This window comes from Streptomyces sp. NPDC096040 (assembly GCF_040303265.1).
In the GTDB taxonomy this organism is placed as follows: Bacteria; Actinomycetota; Actinomycetes; order Streptomycetales; family Streptomycetaceae; genus Streptomyces.
Genome location: NZ_JBEOTA010000023.1, coordinates 1 through 21,858 on the forward strand (window position 1 = coordinate 1; position 21,858 = coordinate 21,858).

Sequence of the window (21,858 nt, forward strand, 5' to 3'; positions counted from 1 at the left end):
CGGGCAGAAGCCGTCCGTGACGACTTCCTGCCCGCTACACTCCCACCGCTCGACGTTTCCCCAGGTCAAGCCACGAAGTACTGCTGGAGTACTAGCCTCGCGCTTTCATGAGCGTGCTCGTCCATGCCTTGATCAAATAAGCGGAGAGTGCTTCTGACCTGCAACGATGGGACTTGTCTAGGGTCCTGTTGGCTGCACGGAAAGAAGCACTCTCCGGGTGAGCAAGCGTATCGGGTTGTACCCGCGTGTCCGCGTCGAGGGCGGCGGCAGCGGGGCTGTCTCCCAGGCCGGGGCAGTGTTGCTGGTCGAGACGGTCCGCAAGGTGGGCCTGGACACCGCGATATCGACGGCATTGGCGTCATGGCGCAAGCCGCGGGCAGTGCACGACCCGGGCAAGGTCCTGCTGGATCTCGCGCTCGCGACGGCTCTGGGCGGAGATTGCCTCGCCGACGTCGCCATGCTGCGGGCCGAGCCCGACGTGTTCGGCCCGGTGGCGTCCGACCCCACGGTCTCCCGGCTCATCGACGCCCTCGCCGCAGCCGGACCGAAGGCCCTCACCGCGATCCGCACGGCGCGGGCCGAAGTACGGTCGCAGGTCTGGGAGTTGGCCGGCGCGAACGGTCCGGCCGCCGACGGTCACGTGATCGTGGACATCGACGGCGTGCTGGTCGTTGCGCACTCCCAAAAGCAGGACGCCACCGCGACCTGGAAGAAGACCTTCGGCCATCACCCGCTCGTCGCGTTCGTCGACCACGGCCACACCGGATCCGGAGAACCGGTGGCCGCCCTGCTGCGGCCTGGCAACGCAGGCTCCAACACCGCCGCCGACCACATCGAAACCGCCCAACTCGCCCTGGCCCAACTGCCCAGACACCTGCGGCGGGGACGGCAGACACTGATCCGCACCGACTCCGCCGGCGGCACTCACGCCTTCCTCAACTGGCTCTCCAAGCCAGGACGGTGGCTGTCATATTCCGTCGGAATGACCATCACCGACGCCCTCCACCAGGCCGTGCTGAAGATTCCGAAGAAGGCGTGGACGCCCGCCTACGACGCCGGCGGCACCGAGCGGCCCGGCGCCTGGGTCGCAGAGATCACCGACATGCCCGACCTCTCCTCCTGGCCGAGGAACATGCGGCTGATCGTCAGAAAGGAACGCCCACACCCCGGCGCCCAGTTGCGCTTCACCGACCTCGACGGACTGCGCCTGACCTGCTTCGCGACCAACACCCAAGGCGGCCAGCTCGCCGACCTCGAACTACGCCACCGCCGCCGGGCCCGCTGCGAGGACCGCATCCGAAACGCCCGCGACACCGGCCTGCGCAACCTGCCCCTGCACGACACCGCCCAGAACCGGATCTGGCTGGAGATCGTCTCCCTCGCACTCGACCTCCTCGCCTGGATGCCCATGCTCGCCCTGACCGCAGAAACCCGCCGCTGGGAACCCAAGAAGCTCCGCCTGCGCCTGTTCTCCGCCGCCGCCCAGCTCGTGAACACCGCACGCCGCCACTGGCTCCGCTTCACCGCCCGATGGCCCTGGACCGCAGTCATCACCCACGCGATCGACAGGCTCCACACCCTCCCGAACCCCGGCTGACCAGCAACTTCGACTGCCCCGACAACCCGCACCACCCCACCGGCGAAGTGGAACCCGGCGCCCACCCGACACGAGAGTCGGGCCCTCAGCCTGCCCCAGCCCCGAAAAGGCCGCACTACACAAACACCGAGTCCCCGTCAGCAAGCTGCCGGGGACTCATGAACGATCGAGGCTAGATGCAACTGTGGACGCACAAAGGGGTACGGAAAGAGTCCTTTGCCCCTACCCTTGCGTCAACGTCATGTTGGCGCATCAGGGGGCTCATCCGTGGCCACTCCCGTGACCCGCATTCAGTTGGAAGAACGTCTCCATACCCATCTTACGAACCACTACATGCAACTGCATGGCACGCTGGTGAGCATCGCACTGGGGGCGGCTGCCTTTGCTGCCTCGAGCCTTGCCACCGCGACCCCGGGACAGGCTGATAGTCGCGGCATCCTCTGGGTCATGTGGGTGGGCGGCCTGCTCGCGATCGCGGTGGTGTACGCCGGAACCGTCACGGGGGCCTTCACCCTACCGGCCGGCATACCGAGCCTCTGGGACTTGGTGTTTCCTCTCCTCATTAGTCTGGCTCAATTCATGGTCTTCGGGGTACTCACCCGCACCGTGGCGCCCTTCACGAATCCCGACAAAATAGTGCAATGGTGGTTCTTCGGTATGGCCGGAGTCGGTGGGTTCGCCGCGATTGCAATTATGCGAGCTCGACACCTCGTGAAAGGGAGTTCTTACGAGACGGACCTGGGCCGTGCAATCAGTTACTATAAGGAGAGGCTCAAGTCTGACGCCATGGGGGCGAGCCTGCTAGCGTTGATTAGTAGCCTGGCTGGCTCTCTCGTTGCAAGTGGCGTAATACACCTAACTTCGGCTTGGACTTATGTCTTCGTGTCCGCTGCGGTTGCGGTACTGGCAATTGGAGTGTGGATGCACCACATAACTGGTCGGAAGTTGGGAAAGAAACTGCGTCAGCCGTAAGATCTATTCGCTGTACCGCAAGCGCACGGCTCCGGAGGCCGGTTCTGCCTCGCTAGACGCTGCAGGTCAAAGCCCGTTCGCGACCGACTGAGCGAGGGCTGTCCACGGATGGTCCACGACGCCTGTCGGAACCGCGTCTGTCTTAGGCCCCTTGCAAGCTGGGGGCCTCCGGGCCCAGGGTGCCGGGCGAACATGCTGTTTTGGTTCATGGCGGGGTGTGAAGCCGAGGTTATGCAGGATCCCAGGCAGGACGGCCACCACGGCACGTGCCTGGCCGAGAGGTTCGGCAGGACGGCTCAGGCGGGCAGTCTGCTGAAGCGGGAAGAAGATCAACAAATGGAGAGCCTGGCACCGCTGGCCGCGTCGTCTGGTTGGGCTTTTTGCCGTATTTCAATAGTCTTTGGGAGGGGCATCGTTGGGCGAGTCACTCGCGCAGGCAATCGGCAAGACACGCCCGACGTGTACGTGCCCGGCACGCTCGGAATAGGGTGACCAACCGGACACCACGGCCTTCGGGCCGCCGCCCTTTGACGAGCAAGGACATCGCGGACTGATGGCAGTGACCCAGCAGGAGATCGAGAACCGGTTGTGGGACGCCGCCGACGAGCTGCGCGTGGCGATGCCCGAAGCGCAGTACTCCTCGGTCGTCTTCCCGCTGATGTTCTGGAAGTACCTGTCGGACACCTGGGAGCACCACCACCAGGAGTTCCTGGAGGAGAACGACCTGGGCAGCCTCTCCGCGGAGGAAGCCCGTGAGATCGAGTACCGCGACTACCAGTCGTTCGAGATTCCGTGCATCTACCCCGGCCTCGTCGCCGAGCGTCGCGCCTCCTGGTCGTCCATCCTGGCCACCATCACCCAGCCCGGCCTCGGCCAGCGGGTCCGCGCCTCTCTGCAGGCCATCGAGACGGCCAACCCCGACAAGTTCTCCCGCCTGTTCGGGTCCATGACCTGGACCTCCGAAGAGGTACTGTCGGGGGAGGTGCTGGCAGCGGTCATGCAGGCGATGGACCGCACTCCGAAGATGCACGAGGGCAACATGTCCCACGACGTGCTCGGCGGCGCGTACGAGTACCTGCTGAAGCGGTTCTCCGACGGGTCCGGCACCCGTGCCGGCCAGTTCTTCACCCCGCGCGAGGTCGTCGAGCTGCTCGTCGAGCTCCTCGACCCCAAGGGGCACGAGTCGGTGTACGACCCGACCTGCGGGTCGGGTGGCATGCTCATCGCCTCCGCGAACCTCCTGAAGGCCCACGGCGGCCGCGGCTACACGCTCAAGCTGTACGGGCAGGAAGCCGTACCGGACACCGCCGGTGTGGCCCGCATGAACCTGTTCATGCACAACCTCACCCGGTTCCAGGTGGAGGTCGGCGACACCTTGAAGGACCCGCGCTTCAAGAAACCGGACGGATCCGTTGCAACCTTCGACGTGATCCTCGCCAACCCGCCCTACAGCCTGAAGTGGAAGCCCTGGACCAACGACCCGCGCGCCCTCGGCGGCGTTGCACCGCAGTCGTCGGCGGACTGGGCGTTCGTCCAGCACATGATCGCGTCGATGGACCCGAAGAAGGGGCGTGCCGGCGTCGTTCTGCCCCACGGCGTTCTCTTCCGCGGCGGCCAGGAAGCAGCCATCCGTCGGCGCGTCCTGGACGATAACCTGCTCGAAGCCGTCATCGGCCTGCCGGCCAACCTCTTCTACAGCACCAGCATCCCCACGGCGATCCTGGTGTTCCGTGCCCCTGGTACCAAGACCTCGGAACGGCAGGAGGGGGTGCTGTTCATCGATGCCTCCAAGCGGTTCGCCAAGGCCAAGAACCGCAACATCCTCACCGACGCCGACATCGCCGACATCGTGACCGCCTACCACTCGAAATTCGACGCCGACGGCAACCCGGTGGACCCCGATGTAGAAGGCGGACTCACGGCACGATTCGTCCCCACCACGGAGATCGCGGCGAACGGGTACGACCTCAACCTCGGCCGCTACATCAAGCAGGCCGCAGCTGAGGCCGAAGACCTCGGCACCCTCATCGAGGCGTACAACCTCGCCCGAGCCGAGCGCCAGAAGACCGAGCAGCGCATGCTCGCCGTCCTCACCGCTGCTGGAATCGAGGGCTTCGATGAGTGAATGGCAAAACTTTCCTGCGGGGAAGATTGCCCGCCAGCGGCGGGAGGCCGTTCGCCTGGAATCGGGAGCCGAATACCGCACTATGGGTGTGCGGTGGTACGGAAAAGGCGCCTATGGCAGGGGTGTCGTAACGACTGAGACGGTGAAGGCCAAGTCTCTCTATCGAGCGCGGGAGGGAGACTTCACATTCAACCGGATCGACACTCAGAAGGGTGCTTTCGCTGTCGTCTCCGCTGAGCTTGATGGCGCGCTGGCGACGAATGAATTCCCCCTCTATGAAGTGAACGAAGAGGAAATGGATGCCCGTTTCCTGCTCCTCAACTTCCAGCGGGCAGAAGTTCTGCGGCAGATCAGTGCCGTGCGTGCAGGCTCCGAGGGGCGTGCTCGATGGAAGGAGGCTGACTTTGAGGCGTGGATGCTTCCCGTGCCGCCGCTTCCTATCCAGCGGCGGATCATCGAGGTCATCGGATCGGTAGACGACCAGATCACCGCACTCGACGCAGAGGCAGAGGCGCTGGCAGCGGTTTTCCGTCGCCGACGAGCTGACCTCATCACCGATGACTCGGTTGAAGCCGTGAGGGCCGAGCACGCCTTCGATTTTTCCACCGGCGTGCGCCGGACACCTGACCGGGCGACCGGCCCATACATGACGCCCTACCTCCGTTCCGCGAACGTCGGCTACGGAATGCTCGACCTGTCCGACGTGCTCGAGATGAACTACGACCCGGCGGAGCGAAAAAAATTTGGCCTCCAGTACGGTGACGTCGTGGTGTCCGAGGGGAGCGCAAGCGCGAACGCGGTTGGGATGCCCGCCATGTGGCGAGACGAACTGCCAGGGCCCGTCTGCACCCAGATGACCCTGCTCCGTCTTCGGGCGCTGGAAGAGATTTGCATTCCTGAATTCGTCTTCCACTGGTGCATGTGGGCCTACGAGTCCAAAGCTTTCCTTGACGTCGCGGGTGGCACCAACATCAAGCACATCAGTGCCAAGCGGGCAAAGGGCATGGCCGTGCGTCTACCGTCGCTCGCCCGCCAACGCGAGATGGCTGTGGAACTTGACGTAACGACGTCTGCGTTGGAGGCGATCCGCGCGGAGGCCGCCCGTCTTCGTAAAGTCCGAGCACGGCTGCTGTCGGGACTGCTGGATCGCACCACCGAGATTTAGTCGGCTGAGCGGGGGGTCTGAATCGTGGCAAGGGGCATTCGGGAGCGTGAGTTCCAAAACCTGATGATCCGGTGGTCCCTGTCAATGGGCTGGGGCTACACCGCGGGCAGGTCGCTGCCGCGTGAGACGACACAGACGGTGCTCGCCGGCCAACTGCGGGATGCCCTCGTCCGGCTCAACCCGGACGTGATCGGTGGGTTTGACGTGGACACGGTGGTGGAAGAGATCGTCGCTACGGTCAACGCCGTCGAGGGCGGGCTGGTGCGGGCCAACGAGCAGGTGCTGCGCCTGCTGCGCGGGCGCAAGGAGTTCCGGGATGCCGAGGGCGTGTGGCACGCCCTGAAAGTCATCGACCTGGAGCACCCGGCCGCCAACACGCTGGTGGTGTCGGACGAGGTGACCATCAGCGTCCCCGGCAAGACCTCCCGCCGGTTCGACCTGGTGTACTGGGTCAACGGCCTGCCCCTGGTTGTAGTGGAGGTGAAGTCGCCGACCGCGAAGCCCGGATGCGCCGATGCCGCCCGCGAGATCAACGACGTCTACGCCACCGAGTACCCGTGGTTCTTCACCCCCAATGTCTTCGCCGTCGCCTCCGACGGGCTGAAGCTACGGTTCGGTGCCGCCAGCGCGCCTACGAACCTGTGGCAGCCGTTCCGCTCCACCGCGGATGACGAGAACCTGTCCGGGCAGGCCGACGTGCAGCGCTCCGTCGAGCTGCTGCTGAACCCGGCCACGGTCTTGGACATGCTCGCGAACTTCGTCCTGTTCGACACTGCCGGGGGCGGGGTGGACAAGAAGTACCTGCCCCGCTATCCGCAGATGGAGGCCGCGCACCTGATCCACCAGCGGGTGTTGGCGGGCGGGTCGAAGGGCCTGATCTGGCACCACCAGGGCTCGGGGAAGACGCTGCTGATGGTGTTCGCCGCCTCGCTGCTGCTGGCCGACACCCGCACCGACTCGCCCACAATCATCCTGCTCTCCGACCGCACCCAGCTGGTCCGGCAGACCTCCGGGGTGTTCACCTCCGCGATGGGGGACGCCTACTTCCACCAGCCTGCCACCAGCGCCGAGCTGCGCGCCCTGCTGGCCGACGACGTGCGCGGCGTCATCTCCACGACCGTCCACAAGTTCGCCGACGCCGGCAAGAATCTGTCTCTGCGGGACAACATCATCGTGCTGGTCGACGAGGCGCACCGCACCCAGTCCGCCCGGTCGAAGTCCCTGGCCGGGCAGATGCGCGCGGCGTTGCCGCACGCGAGGTTCTTCGGCATGACTGGCACCCCCGTGCGCAACCTGGCCACCGACACCTTCGCCCTCTTTGGTGAGGAGAGTGACCCGGGCAGGGTGCTGCACCGGTACTCGGTGTCCCGGTCCCTGCTGGACGAGGCGACCGTCCCGGTGATGCTGGACCCGCACCCGGTCTCCTTCGAGATGAACGACCGGGAACTGCAGGCCGAGTTCGACCAGTTCGCCGACGTCTTCGACCTCGATGACCCCGACCGTGAGGCCCTGTCCCGCAAGTTCGGGCGCCTGACCTCGGTGTTCTCCAACCCCGACCGCATACATACGGTCTGCCAGGACATCGTGGACCACTACCTGGCCGGCGCCTACCGCAACGGCCTCAAGGCCCAGGTCGTCACCTTCAACCGTGAGCTGGCCGTGGCGTACACGGACAAGATCAACGAGCTGCTGGCCAGGTTCGAGGCCTCCGAGGTGCTCGCCGAGGTCGGCAGGCACGGCCGGATCACCGCCGAGGTGAACATCTCCGTCTCGGACTCCAAGGACGAAGACCCTGCCCTGCGGAAGTTCAAGCTCTCGGAAGTTCAGGAGGAGGAGCAGAAGCGGCGGTTCCTCACCCCGGACGACCCGCTGTGCCTTCTGGTGGTGACCGCGAAGCTGATGACCGGGTTCGACGCCCCCAACGAGGGCGTCCTCTACCTGGACAAGCCGCTGAAGGCCCACACTCTGTTCCAGACGATCACCCGTCCGAACCGCACCTGGATCTCCCCGACCGGGTTCATGAAGACGCAGGGCGTGGTCGTGGACTACATCGGCCTGGCCGAAGAGGTCCAGCGGGCCGTCACCGACCCCACCGTGGAGAAGGCCGGCGGCAGGGGGGGCGGGTTCGTCACCGACGTGTCCGAGCTGGTCGCGGAGTTCCGCACCGTCTTCGCCCGCATCGAAGACCTCCTCGTGGACGTGGACGGCCTGGACCTCACGGTCCATGGCTACGAGTCCGTGCGCGCCATCAACACCTTCCTGGACGCCCACCCCGGCGCCGCCGAGGTGTTCACCAGGGACTACCGGCTCCTGGCCCGCCTGTATTCGCTCATCAGCACCGACAAGCGGGTCACCAAGTTCCGCGACGGCTTCGCTCTGTTTGGGTCCGCGTACACGACCCTGTTCAAGAAGTCCTCCGACGAGGAGCGCAAGGAACGGCTCAACGAGCTGGGGCCGATGGTCCTGGAGATCATCAACGCCCACGTCCACTCCTTCTCCGTGGTCGCCTCCCAGGAGGAAGCCCTCGTCCTGGACGCCCAAGGCATCGCCATCCTCAAGGAGCTGCTGGCCCTCGTCCGCCCCAAGCCCGGCAAGGACGACGGCCAGGACAAGACGCCGCCGTCCGCGGCGGAGATCCTGGACCACATCAAGGCCGCCCTTGACAAGGACGTCGAACCGGGCTCCGCGAAGTACACCGCCCTCGCCGAGCGGATAAAGCAGCTGCGGGACCGGATCATCCAGGACGCCCAGGACGCCCTGGAGTTCCTGTCCGAAGCGCTCCGGGTCGCCCGCGCCATCGTAGACGCCGGGAAACACCCCGCCGAAGCCGTCGTCGTGCTGGACGACGACCACGTGGGCGTCCTGTCCCGGATCATCCACGACCACGCACCGTCCGGGCTCACTGTCACGGAGAGGAACTTGGCCGAGGAGATCGACCAAGTGGTCACTCACACCCTCGCCCAGTCATGGGACAACGCGGACGCCCGTAACCGAGGCGCCCGCCGCGCCACCGCCGCGGTCTTCCGCCGGTACATGTTGAAGCCGGTGGGGGAGCCGTACGACTCCACCGTCGCCTACATCGAAGCCCACTACCTCGTCGACTGACGAATACGAGACGGCCCGGGCCGCCCTGAGCGGCCTGGACCTTCGTCGTCTTGGCTGCCAGTTCGGACACCCTCAGCTGGCCTCGTGTCCTGCGAGGTTAGGCAACAAGCTCATTCATCCTCTTCTTCTGCTTCCTGGCGCAACCGGTCGGCGATGTCCACTAGGGAGCCGCGCTGCGGAACGAACCACCGCCGCGTGCCCTGAAGCGGTTTGCTCTGGTGACCGGCCTCCACGAGCATCTTCTGGGCCAGGCCGGTCGGTGAATAGGCGATACCGTCCACCGCCCACACCAGGCAGTTACGGCGATTCCGGGTCCAAGTTGCACGCGCCCGGCGCGGATCCGCCGTGAGCCAGGGGGTGAGTTGTCGCTGTTCGCGGCCGGGGACTGGGCGGAACTCCAGGAGCGTTCCTTCCTCCAGCGCGTTGTTCTCGAAGATGACGGTGACTGCTTTGGCTTTCCGTGCGTGCCCTTCACGCTCGGACGCGCGGTACTCCGCTGAGAGGGGCGGAGGCTGGTTCTCGCCCTGTAGGGTCGCCAGCGCTGAACCAGCGACGTCAGAATATCGCTCTGCATTGCGGAAGATGCTGCTCACCTGGCTCTTGGGTCCGTACCCTGTGTCGATCCAGTGGATCAAAGTGGCTACGGAGGCGTCAACGAGTGGGGCGACGCGCGCCGGTACCGTTGGCCAATCGGACTCTGGCATCTCCTGCCAGCCTTTAGGCAAGCGCTGGAAGGTCACGTGAGCGATGAGCAGTCGCCCAAGATCGGCGAGTGTGCCGGCGCGCCCCTCCCACTGCGGGCGTTGTTCGTCGATCTGCCGCTCAACCTCCCGAAGCACGAGGATGGCGCGCCAGGTCTTCACCGCGTCGGTACGGTGCAGCGGAAATAGTCGGTGGTGCTGTTTCGAATCCCAAAGAAGGTCGATGTCCACGTTGGCTTGGAAGGACAGTTCCGGCGAGGCGTGAGCGCAAGCGAGCGCGGTTGCGGCCTCCCTGAGGGTGCAACCGTCGTCCTTGGACTGTGGTGGCTCCTCGCCACGGCGTAGGACGTAGGTCTTCCGCAAACGAAGTAGGAAGTCGTCGCGGAGCTGCTGCTGTACCTTTTCCAGGGCGATGAAGTCCTGGGGCTCTACCCTGTTCTGGGTGTTGGTCTTTCGGGTGACGTCGTGGTCGAAGCCCTCGGGGCACTCCGTCAAGGAGATGATGCGGACGCCGATCCGTGCACGTGTAACGACATCCGGGGTTTGCTGGTGGGCCTCGTGGACTGAGGCGACCGTCTGGGCACCGTTGACAATGCTTGCTCCCTCCATTTCCAAGTCCCCTCGAGGGCCCATGATCACTTTGTCGCACAGCACCGTGATCCCGTTGTTGAAGTACCAGAAGTGCTCGGGCTTTCTACGAAGGGTTTCCACAAGGGTGCGATTGACCGCGGTGACGCCGAGAGGATTGCGGATGTTTCGCTGGAAGAGCCGGTGGTGGTTGTCCTCGTACCAGCGGGCGACCTCCGCGCCTCCGATCGTGCCGTGGTATGCCAGGATGGGCTCCTTGATCTGACTGACATCGACGGCCGAGGCCGAGGCCTTCAGATTGATCTGGGGTTCGGCGATTCCGGAGCGCAGGATGCGGATGAAGTCCGGCAGCCGAAGGGCGCGCAGGCGCACGGAGTCCTCGTACTCCGTGCAGAACCGGTCGAGCACCTCCTTGGCTTCGGCCCCCATCGGCTGGGTCCCCGCCCAGGCCGGCAGCAGGGTGATCTGTACCCGCGGATTGCTGAGTGCCCGTTCCAAATCGGGGATGTGTGGCGTCAACTTAGCGTTGAAACACTGGTAATCCCGTGAGATCAGTAGTTCCAGACCGTTCTTTAGGTCGAGGGCAGCGCTCTTGGAGAAGGTGGCTGTTCCGTCGCTACTCCACTTCGCCTGCACCACCCAGACCTGGGGCTCTTCCGAGGTGAGATCGACCGCCACGGCGTCGATGCCCTGGTCGCCGAACGAGTCGATGACGAGCTCAGCACAGCGCTCCAGCGGATAGCCGGTGAACTCTCGGATCGCAAGGGCAGCCAGAGAACGGGAGAGAAATGAGTTCCGCCGGGTTCGCTCCCCAAACTGAGATAGATCGTCAACGGCGATGACCCCAGTGAACTGCTCATCGAGGGCGTGTTCGAGCTGCTGGGCGTGCAGAGCGGTCACTGTGCTCCTGTCGGCGGCTGGTGGCCGTGCTGGGACGGTGGCGAGGGGGTACGCCCACGCCTCATCAGCGATTCAGGGTGCTTGCCTAAGAGCCTGCACGTCAAGCGCTTCGCCGCACTGCGTAGTCACCATGGGACTAAGAGCAGCGGATCCCGTTGAGGGTAACAGCGCTGACTTCGTTAGACGTCGTTGATCTCGGCAAGCACCAGCCGGCGCGCGTCCTCCTCGGTCAGCATCATCCGATGATGACATCATGACATGGCACCTTCACATGCTGGCTCGAACGAGCTCCAACGCGGGTCCGAGCGCACCGCGCCCCCGGTCCAACCGCGTCCTCGATGTGGTCCCTTCCCCCGCCTGCCGGGGCGGTCGGTGAGGACGGCACCACGACCCACACCACCTGGGCCGAACCCCGCGCCTGCTACACCCGCTTTAGGAGCGAGGTTGGGCGATCATGCGTGCGACCGCGGATTCCCTACATTGGGCGGAGTCTGGCTGGGCACACCGCTGTGTACCTCGATTCCCTGTGAGTCCCCGTCCGTTCTGGCACGAGAGTGGCACGGAGGGTACGCCGACCGACGGGTGCATCCCTGTTGCCCCTGTTCACCGCGTACCCTCACGCGCGTGTACGAGGACTGGTTCGAAGACGACGAACTGAACAGCGAGCAGAAGGCCTTCGTGGATGTCGTGAGGGAGTCCGCCCGATCCTGGCCTGACTGCAGGCCCATCGACACTGTTGCGCTCGTCTTCGAGCCGGAAGAAGAGGAAGAGGACGGACGCGCCGCCGCGCAGGAATCGCAGTGGGAGCCCCCCGCCGAGCACGCGGCCTACTACGCCGCGTTGGACGAGGCGATAGCCCGGGGAGACGAGATAGTCACGCTCATCGTGGATCTGGTCGATCGGCCCGAGGGCGGGAAGAGTTCAGTCTTCATGTGTGTGGGCGCAACAATCCTCGGCGACCGGGTCTTCTGCAGCGAGCGCCACACTCAGAACTGGCAGCATCCGGAACCAACCAGGCACGTGCAGCCGCTAACTTCGGCCGGACCTCCGGAACATCTTGGCCGGATCGCCGCTGCATGGTTCGAGGAGATCATGTACAGCTCCATCATCGTGGGGAGGGGAGGACTCCGATTCGTTCCTCAGGGCACTGCACTTCCTCCCCACCACCGCTGGGTGCGTAACGGCCCCCGCAATGATCCGCCGGACAGGCCCTGCCTAAAACCCGCACTTCGGCCTTGACCCACCACTCACCCCAGCTCCCATCCCGTCCGCCGTCGACCCACACACCGTGGAGCGGGCGTGGTTCATGGCGTCCAGGTGGAGCGCGCCACTGTACGAACGACCTGGACGCCATGGGCCGCGTCTGCTCGGCTCTGCCTGGGTCGACGGTGGTCGGGATGGGAGCACCCCGCGCACACCACTACGGACCCGCGGGCGGAAACGGCGCCCCCTCCATCCCGGTGCCGGCCGATCCCCCGCCGGAGGCATCGTCTTGACCGAGGGCCGCGCCATGCTGTGATCGCCTCATGGCCGTCGGCCCTATCCACATGTGGGCGCGCGTCGGCGCAGCGCGGGCGGAGCGGGCCGGAGGCAGGAGCGGCGCCCGGCGCGGAGCCGGGAGCGCGCCCGGCGGAGCGGAGCGCAGCCGGGGCTTGATCGAGTAGGGAAAGTTCTACCGCGCTCGGGTTGATCGTCTGCGTCGGTTGATGCCTACTCGCGTGAGTAGGTGCGCCGATACGCTTGTTTAGCTACACCCAACGAACACCCAACGACGGCAGGGGCGTGCTCACCGGATGGGACCGAAGTCGGAGCGGGTTTACCGCACGATTCACGAGTGGATCGGTACGGGCAAGTACTCGCCGGGTTCCAAGCTTCCGTCTGAGCGGACTCTGTCGGAAGAGCTGGAGATCGGCCGCACGGCGCTGCGCCAGGTGCTGGCCAAGCTCGTTGCCGAGGGCGTTGTTGAGGTGCACGGTCGTAGCTCTTACCGGGTGCCGGACAGGTCGGTGACCACTGAGGCGCCGGCGGATATCGAGCGTTGGCAGATCCATGGTGAGCGGACGCTCTATGACAACCGCTGGGTGAAGCTGAGCCTCGTTGACGTGGAGCCGCCGGGCGTCGATCGCTTTGAGCACCACGTCGTCAAGCTTCATCACGTGGCCATCGCCGCTGTCATCGATGAGCAGGACCGGGTGCTCATGATGTGGCGGTACCGCTTCGTCCCTGACGCCTTCGGGTGGGAGCTGCCCGGCGGGATTGTTGACCAGGGGGAGGAGCCTCTTCAGGCTGCCATGCGGGAGGTGGAGGAAGAGACCGGGTGGCGGCCGAACGGCCTGGAGCACGTGGTTACTTACCAGCCCATGGTCGGCATGGTGGACTCGCCGCATGAGATCTTCGTCGGTCGTGGGGCGAAGCTTGTTGGTGAGCCGACGGATCTGGAAGAGGCTGCGCACATTGCCTGGGTGCCCTTGTCCGACGTTCCCGGGCTCATGGCTCGTGGGGAGCTGGTGGGGTCGGGGACCCTTGTTGCCCTGCTGCATCTGCTCGCTTCGCGGGGTGCCGGCGCGTTGCCTACAGACGCTGCGTGAGCTGTTCGATCCGGCGCCGGTGACGTACTGACCCGGTGCGGCTGGCCACCAGTCGGGCCTGGCGCAGGTGCTTCTGTGCCTCGTCGTACTCGCCGCGGGCGAGGTGGGCTTGGGCCAGGTCGCAGCGCAGTCCTGCCGTTGCCCTGATGAACGTGGGGTCGGTCGCCTTCAGCGCGTCGTACAGGCTGTCCACTGCTTCGGCGTCGCCTATCAGGGCGAGTGCGTTCCCGCGCCACCTGGTGAGGTGGCCTTCGTTCAGGAAGATGCTCAGCATGTCCGGGTCGCGGGCTTCTTCGCCTGCGGGAAGGTGCCGCATCGCGAGCTCAAGGGCCCGCCGACAGTCGGCGTGGAGTCTGGCGCGGGCGCAGATTTCCGCTTCGGCCGCGTACAGCCAGGCTCTGAGGCGCGGGGACATGCCCTGGCCACCGAGTCGCTGGGCCTCTCGCACCAGCTGGACTGCGGTCTCGGGGCGTCCGGCGTCACACAGCACGTATGCCTGCTCGGCGGTGGCGTGCGCCAGGTACATGGGCTCCTCGGCCTCCTGGGCGGCACGCTTTCCCAGCTCGTAGTGGCGCCAGGCTCGTTCGACGGCTCCGACGTCGAGGGCCTGCCAGGCTGCCAGGGTCGCCGCTCCGGCAAGAGCCAGAGCTACCGGGCGTCGGGTGTCCGGGAGTACCGCGAAGGTCAGGGCGTCTTCCAGCCGCGTGAGGTGGGATGTCATCTGGTCGACCAGGCTGGCGGCGCCCATCTGCCGGTCGATGGTCCGGAGTAGTTCGGTCTGCTCCGTGAATGTCTTGACCAGGGTCAGGCTGACGTTTCGTGCCTCGTCGATCCGGTCTATCAGCTCGTCGTAGCCGTCGGCCGTGACGAGTGCCGGCGGCTGGGAGCCGGTCGTCAGCTCGTCGTCGGTGATGCCGAGCAGCGCGCGGAGGATCTTGGCGTAGTGGCTGGAGATCGTCCGTCGGCCGTTCTCCCACTCCGAGACATACACTCGCAAACTGGCGGTCGAGGCGACGGTGAGCATGTGTTGGCGTGCGTGGCGTTCGATCTCGCGCACGAGTCGCTCTTGCGACCATGCCCGGGCCGTCCGTGCTGTCTTGAGTCCACTCATCGCGTACTGCCGCTCCACGTCGAGGGGTTGAGCCGTAACAGCAGCATGCATCACGTCGGTCCAGCTCGGCAGGGGTTAACCGGACGGGTGTTAACCCCTGTTGTCTACCGGGACGTTGGTTGGCGCGGTTCTCTGAAGGTGTCGCAGTAAGGCGAGTTGAGATTCCAGGCAGACGGCAACGCTTGACAACTGGTGCGCACCAGATGCAACCTACTGGTGCGCACCAGCTGGAAGAGCAAACTCTTCGCTGGCTTTGCTGCGGCTTTCCATCAACGTTCAGGAGCGGCGACCCACCGCCAAGCAAGTACGCCGCTCCCGCCCCTGAAGGGACTTCCCATCATGCGTCAGATCCCCGTCGACACGTCCGCCGCGACCGTGATGGTCGCCAAGCCTGCTCAGCCGAAGGTCCGTGACCGCCGTACCGGTGAGATCGCCACGGACGCGGACGGCATGAAGCTGATGACCGTGGACGTCATGTTCGCGGCCAACGACGACGTCGAGATCCTGTCCATCACCGTCCCGGAGACCGGTATCTCCGGTGACCTGGCCATGGGCACGCCGGTCGCGCTCACGGGCCTGATCGCCCGGCCGTGGGAGAACGACTTCAACGGACAGAGGCGGCACGGGATCGCCTTCCGCGCCGTCGCGGTCACCTCGCTCGCCGGCACGGGTGTGAAGGCGGCCTGACCATGACTTGGTTCATGGTCGCCGGGGTGGTGGTCGCTGCTGCCGCAGGTCTTCTGCGGTGGCGGCGCCCCGCCTGGTACTGGCTGTCCTTCGGCGTCACCTTGGCCACTGTGCGGGTCCTGGTCCGCTACACCTCGGTCATGGATGCGTGCGGGCTCACCGTGCCGCCCGCCCGCTGGCGCCTCGCCCTGGCCCGGATGACTCGCCGAGAGGTGCCGGAACCGCGTCCGCCGCGCATCCTGAGGCTGCGTCCGACCCGTACCGGTCTGGTGCTTCGGCTCAAGCTGAAGCCGGGACAGGATGCGTTCGACGTCGCCGCCGCCACCGACCGGCTCCGCCACTCCTTCGGCCTGTACGGAGTCACCTCCCGTGAGATCCGCTCGGGTGTGGTGGAGGTGCGGATGACCGGCTACGACGTACTCAAGCGGGTGCAGATGCCCACGCGGCTCGACACTCGCCCGATGCGCATTCCGGTCGCCCTGCGCGAAGACGGCTCGGTGCACTACCGCGACTACCGAGCTGTCCCCCATGGCCTGACCCTGGGCGCCACGGAGTCAGGCAAGTCCGTCTACCAGCGCAACCTCGTTGCCGGGCTCGCCCCGCACCATGTCGCCCTGGTCGGCATCGACTGCAAACAGGGAGTGGAACTGTTCCCGCTCGCCCGCCGGTTCTCCGCGCTCGCCGACAACCCCGACACCGCGTTAGAGCTGCTGGAGGCGCTGGTGTCGCACATGGAGGAGGTGTACCAGCTCATCCGGGCCGAACAGAGGATCAGCGTCGCCGTGCCCGATGCGGAGATCGCCGCCGACATCTGGGACCTGCCCGAGGATCTGCGGCCGGTGCCGGTCGTGGTCCTGGTCGACGAGGTCGCCGAACTCGCCCTGTACGCCACCAAGGACGAGGAGAAGCGGCGCGACCGCATCATCACCGCCCTGGTCCGCCTCGCCCAGCTCGGCCGCGCCGCCGGCATCTACCTGGAGATCTGCGGGCAGCGCTTCGGCTCCGAACTCGGCAAGGGCATCACCATGCTCCGCGCCCAGCTCACCGGCCGTACCGCCCACCGCGTCAACGATGAGACATCCGCCAACATGGCCTTCGGCGACATCGCCCCCGACGCCGTCCTGGCAGCTATCCAGATCCCTGCCGCGACCCGCGGCCTGGCCATCGCGGGCGATTCGACCGGCGGCTGGCACCGCATCCGCGCCCCGCACACCTCGCTGCGCGAGGCCGTGAACATCTGCAACAAGCACGCCCACCGCACACCCGACGTGCCTGCCCTGGCGGCCTTCCGTCCCGCCACCGCCGCAGTGCCCTCGGCCCGGGTCCAGCTGTCCAAGACGGCCCCCGTCACCACCTGATCCTCACCCCTTCCTCCGGTCGGCGCGGCCGCCTTCGTGCCAGGTCCCTACCCCTCCCATGCCTGACGACAGGAAGGAGCCCGTGATGGCTCGCCTGCGTGTCGACGCCGTCCTGGTCCAGGCCGTCATCGCCGGGGCACTGTCCTTCGCCCACCTGCACGACCTGGCCTCCGCTGCCGGACAGACCGGCTGGAAAGCCTGGGCCTACCCGATCAGCGTCGACCTGCTCCTGGTCGCCGCCTGGGGACGACTGCGCACCGACGGGCCCACCCGGCTGGCCTGGTGCTGGTTCGCCATCGCCCTGACCGCCTCCCTCGGCGCCAACATCGCCACCGCCGGACTCCTCGACATGAACGCCGTCCCGGCCTGGCTGCGCATCCTCGTCGCCGCCTGGCCGGCCCTCGCCTTCATGGGCGGCACCCTCCTCGCCCACACCTCCACCCGCCCGGCGCCGGAAGCGCCGCCGGCACAGCCCGATCCGGCACCTCAGCACCCCGCCGCTGAGCGCGACCAGGAGCCCGAACGCGCCCTCGCGCCGGTCGCGGACGTCGAGGATCCCGCCGACGCGCTTCCCGCTCCCGAACCTCAACCCGCACCCACCCCGCCCGCTGCTCCGGCCGTCCCGGTCCCGTCCGCGCTGGTCGACCACGCCCGCAAGGTCGCCGACGACCACCGCACCCGCACCGGAACTCCGATCGACACAGACACCCTCCGCGCCCGCCTCGGCGTCCCGCCCCAGCTCGCCGAAGCCATAGCCGCCCAACTCGCTTGATCAGAAAGGAGAACGACTGCCATGCCTGCCCGTGACCACTTCCACTCCGTGATGCGGATCGGCCCGGTACAGATCGGCACCCACCGCGACCGGAAAGGCCACACCAAGCACGCCGCCGTGTGCACCAACGACCGCTGCGGCTGGTCCGCCGACTACTCCAGCCAGTCCGCCGCCCAGCTCGCCGCCCGCGCCCACCGCTGCCGCATCAACTGACATCAACTGACCGGAGGTTCCGCCATGCACGTCCCGCTCTGGCTCGCCCTGATCATCGTCGGCTGGCTCGGCATCAAGCTCATCCGCCCGCCCTGGTGGCTCATCGCCGTGCTCCTGCTCGGCGGCTTCCTCCTCGCCGACAGCGTTCTGGCCCCCCTCATCGACTCCGCCATCAAGTAATCCCAGAAAGGAGAACCGCTCATGCTCCGGCCCAAGCTCCCGACCATGCCGCAGCCCACCGGCCTGGTCACCCCGCAGACGCCGACCGTCATCGAGCCGACCACCATCACCCCGGGCACTCCGGCCCCGCCGGCACCGGTCGCCCCGGCCTCCACCCCGCCGGTCGTACAGCTCACGCCCGGGACCGCGCTCGCCCTCGTCGGCGGCGGCACCGCCGCGGTCCTGGTCGTCGGCGCCGTGCTCGTCTCGATGCTTCTGGCCGTCGCCATCACCGGCGCCTCGGTCGCCGTCTGCGCCGTCGTCCTGCGCTGCCTGCTCGCCTCCGAGGCCAAGCGCCGCTGACCGGCCCCCGGGCGGCTCCGATACCGCCAAGCATCCGCCGCCCGGGCGCCGTCTCTCTCCGATCCACAGGAACCGGAAGGAACTCCCATCATGCCCGGCCCCACCCCGGCCACCCTTGCAACTGCCCGGATCTGCCCGAACTGCGACGGCTTCGCCACCGCCGTCGTCGGTTCGGGCGCCCGCGACTCCCGCGGCAACCTGCCCACTGTCCTCGTGGACTGCCCGGCCTGCCACGGCACCGGCACCTTCTCCCCGGACCTGCGTCTGGCTGCGGCGGACCTGGAGGTGACCGCATGAAGAGCATCACCACCTCCGCCCACATCGAGCCGGACACGACCGCGCGCGTTCAGGTCTTCGACGGCACCGACCACGGCGACTGCTTCGTCAGCCTCCGTCTTGGCGGTGGCCTCGTCGAAATCGCGCTCATCGCCCGCCCTGAATGCTCCGAAGCCCTGCGCATCCTGGCCCGCGCCGCCGAGGAAGCCGCCCATGAACTCGACCGGATGGCCGCTGACGCCGTGGAGGGTGCCGCATGACCCATCCCGCGACCTTCGCGGGCCTGGACCCGATCACCCTTGGCGACGCGCTGCGGGTGGCCGGGTCTCCGGGCTTCGACCGCTGGCAGGACCAGGTCCGCCGCACCGGTGGATGCGCCGACCCCATCCACCTGACCGGCTGGGTGATCCACAAGGACAAGACAACCGGCCAAACCCTGCACCACTACTCCACTGGGACCGAGCCTGGCGGGCGGCTCCGCATCGCCTGCGGCAACCGCCGCGCCTCCCGCTGCCCGTCCTGCGCCTGGACCTACGCGGGCGACACCTACCACCTCATCCGCGCCGGCCTCGCCGGGGACGACCGCCGAGACATCCCCGCCACCGTCCGCGACCACCCGCGCGTCTTCGCCACCCTCACAGCCCCCTCCTTCGGCCCGGTCCACAACCGACCCGACCGTGGCGCCTGCCGCTGCGGCACCCGCCACCCCGCCGATGACCCCGCCCTCGGCACGGCCCTCGACCCGGGCACGTACGACTACGCGGGTGCTGTCCTGTTCAACAACCACGCCGGACAGCTCTGGCAGCGCTTCACCAACCGCCTCCGCCGCGAGATCGCCGCCCGCGCCGGCATCACCCAGCGGGAGTTGAAGGAGCGCGCCCGCATCTCGTACGGCAAGGTCGCCGAGTTCCAGAAGCGCGGTGCCATCCACTTCCACGCCGTCATGCGCATCGACGGCCCCGACGGACCCGATACCGCCCCGCCGTCCTGGGCCACCGTGCAGCTCCTCGGCGACGCGATCCGTGCCGCCACCGCGCACTCCTACACGTCCGTGTCGGCCCCGGCCGTCGAGGACCAGCCCGCCCGCACTTTCCGCTGGGGCACCCAGCTCGACGTACAGCCCGTGAAGGCGTTCGGGGACGGATCGGCCATCACCGAACAGGCCGTCGCCTCCTACGTCGCCAAGTACGCCACGAAGGCCGCTGAGACCACCGGCACCCTGGACCGGCGCATCGGCGAACTCTCCGAACTCGACCGTCACCAGGTCCCCGACCACACCCGCCGTCTGATCGAAGCCTGCAAGACGCTCGATCCGCTGTACCCGGACCGGCGCCTATGGGCTTGGGCTCACATGCTCGGCTTCCGCGGCCACTTCTCCTCCAAGTCCCGCCGCTACTCCACGACCCTCGGCGAACTCCGCCAGGCACGCGCCGACTACCGCGCCACACAGGAACGCGGCGCCCTCGGCCTGGACGACGTCGAGCCGGACACCGTCCTGGTCCTGGCCGACTGGCAGTACGCCGGACACGGTCACACCCCCGGCGAATCCGCCCTCGCAGCCACCATCGCCCGCGACCTCCAGCTCAACCGCGAAACCGCCCGCGAAGCACTCGCCGCACGGCCGGACGAGGGGGAGTGGTGACCGTGGCGATACGCCTCCCCACCCGATACCTGACACCTGAGGACCTGGTGGACCTGTTCGACCTCCCCAGCGTCGAGACGGTCTACCAGTGGCGCCGCAAGCGCATCGGCCCCCGCGGCTTCCGAGTCGGTCGGCATCTCCGCTACGACCCCGACGACGTTCGCGCCTGGGTCAAGTCCCGCATGGAAGGAACCGCTGCCTGATGGCCGGACACATCCAAGACCGCTGGTACAAGAGCCTCCCCGGCCCGGACGGCAAGTCGGTCAGGGGTAAGACTGACCGCTTCGGCATCGGCCACCGTTACCGCGCCCGGTACATCGCGCCGGACGGTTCTGAGAAGTCCAAGAGCTTCCCGGACAAGCAGAAGCGCAAGGCCGAAGCCTGGCTCGCCAACATCGAGGCCGACATGTCGCAGGGCCGGTACATCGACCCGGCCGCGGGCTCGATCACCTTCGGCCAGTACGCCAAGGACTGGATGGCGGCGCTCACCATCGACCCGGTGACTCGCGAGAGCGTCGAGATCCGGTTACGGGTCCACGCCCTTCCATACCTCGGTGACCGCCCCATGGCGTCGTTCCGGCCCTCGCACCTACGTTCATGGATGCGGCAGTTGGAGGAGACCGGACGCGCGGCCTCCTACCGGCGGTCCATCTTCGCCAACGTCTCGGCTGTGTTCACGGCGGCTGTGGAAGACCGGATCATCGCCGAGAATCCGTGCCGGGCTCGCTCCGTCCGGGCGCCGTCCCTCGACGGGCGCAAGGTCAAGCCGTGGTCCGTCGACCGCGTCATGGCCATGCATGAGGCGGTGCCGGATGCCTACCAGGAGATGGTGTCTCTCGGGGCGGGCTGCGGCCTCCGTCAGGGCGAGATCTTCGGCTTGGCCCTTGAGGACATCGACTTCCTTGGCGGGACGGTGCGCGTCGTCCGGCAGATCAAACTCATCCGGGGCGTAAAGGCGATCTACGGCCCGCCCAAGGGCGGCAAAGAGCGTCACGTGCCGCTTCCCGAGACGGTCTCCTTTGCACTGGCGGCGCACATCACGAAGCACCCGCCGGTAGAGGTCACGTTGCCGTGGAAGGCCTCGGACGGCCCACCGGTCACGGCGTCGCTGCTGTTCGTCAACGCCCGGCGTCAGTCTCTCCACCGGTTCCGCTTCAACCGGTCCGTATGGCGTCCGGCGCTGACTTCCGCCGGCATACCCCTCGGCCGTGAGAACGGCATGCACGCCCTCCGTCACTTCTACGCCTCCGTGCTCCTGGACGCGGGGGAGAGCATCAAGGCTCTGAGCGAGTACCTCGGTCACCACGACCCGAGCTTCACGCTCCGGACGTACACGCACCTGATGCCGAACAGCGAGGCACGCACTCGGGCCGCCGTCGACCGGGTCTTCCGGGACCAGGAGAGCACCGAGGACGGCCCCGATACGGCCCACGGGGCGAGTTGACCCCCTGACCTGCACCGCAATCAGAACAGCCACAACTGACCGGCCCTGCTTCAAGAAGATTCAGGCTGAGCGCCCTTCCGCCGCATCGGCGG

Annotated in this window: 20 protein-coding genes; 18 read left to right on the forward strand and 2 right to left on the reverse strand. The window is 67.0% G+C overall.

Going from position 1 to position 21,858, the window contains the following annotated elements; translation table 11 throughout:
* The first annotated feature begins 217 nt into the window (after nucleotides 1-217).
* The 5 genes from ABTY98_RS28645 to ABTY98_RS28665 all read left to right on the forward strand — a co-directional run bounded on the left by ABTY98_RS28645 (nucleotide 218) and on the right by ABTY98_RS28665 (nucleotide 8,964).
* Nucleotides 218-1,597, forward strand: a complete 1,380-nt coding sequence (locus ABTY98_RS28645; RefSeq protein WP_352223902.1) for an IS1380 family transposase — start codon at nucleotides 218-220, stop codon at nucleotides 1,595-1,597.
* Nucleotides 1,598-1,864: 267 nt separating this feature from the next.
* Complete coding sequence (locus tag ABTY98_RS28650; protein WP_352223903.1) at nucleotides 1,865-2,569, forward strand: hypothetical protein; 705 nt, start codon at nucleotides 1,865-1,867, stop codon at nucleotides 2,567-2,569.
* A 553-nt stretch (nucleotides 2,570-3,122) separates the two neighbouring features.
* Nucleotides 3,123-4,694 carry a type I restriction-modification system subunit M gene (locus ABTY98_RS28655; protein WP_352223904.1) on the forward strand — a complete coding sequence of 524 codons (1,572 nt, stop codon included), beginning with the start codon at nucleotides 3,123-3,125 and terminating at the stop codon, nucleotides 4,692-4,694.
* Nucleotides 4,687-5,859, forward strand: a complete 1,173-nt coding sequence (locus tag ABTY98_RS28660; RefSeq protein ID WP_352223905.1) for a restriction endonuclease subunit S — start codon at nucleotides 4,687-4,689, stop codon at nucleotides 5,857-5,859. The genes ABTY98_RS28655 and ABTY98_RS28660 overlap by 8 nt, the downstream gene beginning before the upstream one ends.
* Nucleotides 5,860-5,883: 24 nt before the next feature.
* On the forward strand, nucleotides 5,884-8,964 hold the full coding sequence (locus ABTY98_RS28665; RefSeq protein WP_352223906.1) for a type I restriction endonuclease subunit R: 3,081 nt from the start codon (nucleotides 5,884-5,886) through the stop codon (nucleotides 8,962-8,964).
* Between the two features lie 110 nt (nucleotides 8,965-9,074).
* Here the strand turns inward: ABTY98_RS28665 and ABTY98_RS28670 are convergent, their stop codons facing one another.
* On the reverse strand, nucleotides 9,075-11,153 hold the full coding sequence (locus ABTY98_RS28670) for an AIPR family protein (RefSeq protein ID WP_352223907.1): 2,079 nt from the start codon (nucleotides 11,151-11,153) through the stop codon (nucleotides 9,075-9,077).
* Nucleotides 11,154-11,777: 624 nt separating this feature from the next.
* On the opposite strand from ABTY98_RS28670, the gene ABTY98_RS28675 reads away from it, so the two are divergent.
* Nucleotides 11,778-12,392, forward strand: a complete 615-nt coding sequence (locus tag ABTY98_RS28675) for a hypothetical protein (RefSeq protein WP_352223908.1) — start codon at nucleotides 11,778-11,780, stop codon at nucleotides 12,390-12,392.
* A 554-nt stretch (nucleotides 12,393-12,946) separates the two neighbouring features.
* Nucleotides 12,947-13,741, forward strand: a complete 795-nt coding sequence (locus tag ABTY98_RS28680) for an NUDIX domain-containing protein (protein WP_352223909.1) — start codon at nucleotides 12,947-12,949, stop codon at nucleotides 13,739-13,741.
* On the opposite strand, the gene ABTY98_RS28685 is transcribed toward ABTY98_RS28680, so the two are convergent.
* Nucleotides 13,725-14,765 carry an NsdA family TPR-like regulatory protein gene (locus ABTY98_RS28685; RefSeq protein WP_352224050.1) on the reverse strand — a complete coding sequence of 347 codons (1,041 nt, stop codon included), beginning with the start codon at nucleotides 14,763-14,765 and terminating at the stop codon, nucleotides 13,725-13,727. The two genes, ABTY98_RS28680 and ABTY98_RS28685, sit on opposite strands and share 17 nt — an antisense overlap.
* A 426-nt stretch (nucleotides 14,766-15,191) precedes the next feature.
* Here ABTY98_RS28685 and ABTY98_RS28690 point away from each other — a divergent pair, with 426 nt between their 5' ends.
* From ABTY98_RS28690 to ABTY98_RS28740, 11 genes are all read left to right on the forward strand, one after another.
* Nucleotides 15,192-15,539, forward strand: coding sequence for an SCO3933 family regulatory protein (locus tag ABTY98_RS28690; protein WP_352223910.1), 348 nt, complete (start codon nucleotides 15,192-15,194; stop codon nucleotides 15,537-15,539).
* Between the two features lie 2 nt (nucleotides 15,540-15,541).
* Complete coding sequence (locus ABTY98_RS28695; protein WP_352223911.1) at nucleotides 15,542-16,897, forward strand: FtsK/SpoIIIE domain-containing protein; 1,356 nt, start codon at nucleotides 15,542-15,544, stop codon at nucleotides 16,895-16,897.
* Between the two features lie 85 nt (nucleotides 16,898-16,982).
* Nucleotides 16,983-17,669, forward strand: a complete 687-nt coding sequence (locus ABTY98_RS28700; RefSeq protein ID WP_352223912.1) for a DUF2637 domain-containing protein — start codon at nucleotides 16,983-16,985, stop codon at nucleotides 17,667-17,669.
* A 21-nt stretch (nucleotides 17,670-17,690) separates the two neighbouring features.
* Nucleotides 17,691-17,882 carry a mobile element transfer protein gene (locus tag ABTY98_RS28705; RefSeq protein WP_352223913.1) on the forward strand — a complete coding sequence of 64 codons (192 nt, stop codon included), beginning with the start codon at nucleotides 17,691-17,693 and terminating at the stop codon, nucleotides 17,880-17,882.
* 24 nt (nucleotides 17,883-17,906) lie between these two features.
* A complete protein-coding gene (locus ABTY98_RS28710; RefSeq protein WP_234538974.1) occupies nucleotides 17,907-18,062 on the forward strand; it encodes a DUF4175 domain-containing protein in 156 nt (51 codons plus the stop codon).
* 21 nt (nucleotides 18,063-18,083) lie between these two features.
* Nucleotides 18,084-18,404 carry a SpdD-like protein gene (locus ABTY98_RS28715; RefSeq protein WP_352223914.1) on the forward strand — a complete coding sequence of 107 codons (321 nt, stop codon included), beginning with the start codon at nucleotides 18,084-18,086 and terminating at the stop codon, nucleotides 18,402-18,404.
* A gap of 90 nt (nucleotides 18,405-18,494) precedes the next feature.
* Nucleotides 18,495-18,701 (forward strand): hypothetical protein, encoded by a 207-nt coding sequence (locus ABTY98_RS28720; RefSeq protein WP_352223915.1) that lies wholly within the window; start codon nucleotides 18,495-18,497, stop codon nucleotides 18,699-18,701.
* On the forward strand, nucleotides 18,698-18,940 hold the full coding sequence (locus tag ABTY98_RS28725) for a hypothetical protein (RefSeq protein WP_352223916.1): 243 nt from the start codon (nucleotides 18,698-18,700) through the stop codon (nucleotides 18,938-18,940). Before ABTY98_RS28720 ends, ABTY98_RS28725 begins: the two co-directional genes overlap by 4 nt.
* A complete protein-coding gene (gene repSA / locus ABTY98_RS28730) occupies nucleotides 18,937-20,322 on the forward strand; it encodes a replication initiator protein RepSA (protein WP_352223917.1) in 1,386 nt (461 codons plus the stop codon). The genes ABTY98_RS28725 and repSA overlap by 4 nt, the downstream gene beginning before the upstream one ends.
* A gap of 2 nt (nucleotides 20,323-20,324) precedes the next feature.
* Nucleotides 20,325-20,525 carry a helix-turn-helix transcriptional regulator gene (locus ABTY98_RS28735; RefSeq protein WP_502994379.1) on the forward strand — a complete coding sequence of 67 codons (201 nt, stop codon included), beginning with the start codon at nucleotides 20,325-20,327 and terminating at the stop codon, nucleotides 20,523-20,525.
* Nucleotides 20,525-21,766, forward strand: a complete 1,242-nt coding sequence (locus ABTY98_RS28740; protein ID WP_352223920.1) for a tyrosine-type recombinase/integrase — start codon at nucleotides 20,525-20,527, stop codon at nucleotides 21,764-21,766. Before ABTY98_RS28735 ends, ABTY98_RS28740 begins: the two co-directional genes overlap by 1 nt.
* Nucleotides 21,767-21,858 lie beyond the last annotated feature (92 nt).

Coding starts and splice junctions, on each gene's coding strand:
- ABTY98_RS28655 (WP_352223904.1), top strand. CDS start 3,123: ATGGCAGTGACCCAGCAGGAGATCGAGAACCGGTTGTGGGACGCCGCC.
- ABTY98_RS28660 (WP_352223905.1), top strand. CDS start 4,687: ATGAGTGAATGGCAAAACTTTCCTGCGGGGAAGATTGCCCGCCAGCGG.
- ABTY98_RS28680 (WP_352223909.1), top strand. CDS start 12,947: ATGGGACCGAAGTCGGAGCGGGTTTACCGCACGATTCACGAGTGGATC.
- ABTY98_RS28685 (WP_352224050.1), bottom strand. CDS start 14,765: ATGCTCACCGTCGCCTCGACCGCCAGTTTGCGAGTGTATGTCTCGGAG.
- ABTY98_RS28690 (WP_352223910.1), top strand. CDS start 15,192: ATGCGTCAGATCCCCGTCGACACGTCCGCCGCGACCGTGATGGTCGCC.
- ABTY98_RS28695 (WP_352223911.1), top strand. CDS start 15,542: ATGACTTGGTTCATGGTCGCCGGGGTGGTGGTCGCTGCTGCCGCAGGT.
- ABTY98_RS28700 (WP_352223912.1), top strand. CDS start 16,983: ATGGCTCGCCTGCGTGTCGACGCCGTCCTGGTCCAGGCCGTCATCGCC.
- ABTY98_RS28705 (WP_352223913.1), top strand. CDS start 17,691: ATGCCTGCCCGTGACCACTTCCACTCCGTGATGCGGATCGGCCCGGTA.
- ABTY98_RS28710 (WP_234538974.1), top strand. CDS start 17,907: ATGCACGTCCCGCTCTGGCTCGCCCTGATCATCGTCGGCTGGCTCGGC.
- ABTY98_RS28715 (WP_352223914.1), top strand. CDS start 18,084: ATGCTCCGGCCCAAGCTCCCGACCATGCCGCAGCCCACCGGCCTGGTC.
- ABTY98_RS28720 (WP_352223915.1), top strand. CDS start 18,495: ATGCCCGGCCCCACCCCGGCCACCCTTGCAACTGCCCGGATCTGCCCG.
- ABTY98_RS28725 (WP_352223916.1), top strand. CDS start 18,698: ATGAAGAGCATCACCACCTCCGCCCACATCGAGCCGGACACGACCGCG.
- repSA (WP_352223917.1), top strand. CDS start 18,937: ATGACCCATCCCGCGACCTTCGCGGGCCTGGACCCGATCACCCTTGGC.
- ABTY98_RS28740 (WP_352223920.1), top strand. CDS start 20,525: ATGGCCGGACACATCCAAGACCGCTGGTACAAGAGCCTCCCCGGCCCG.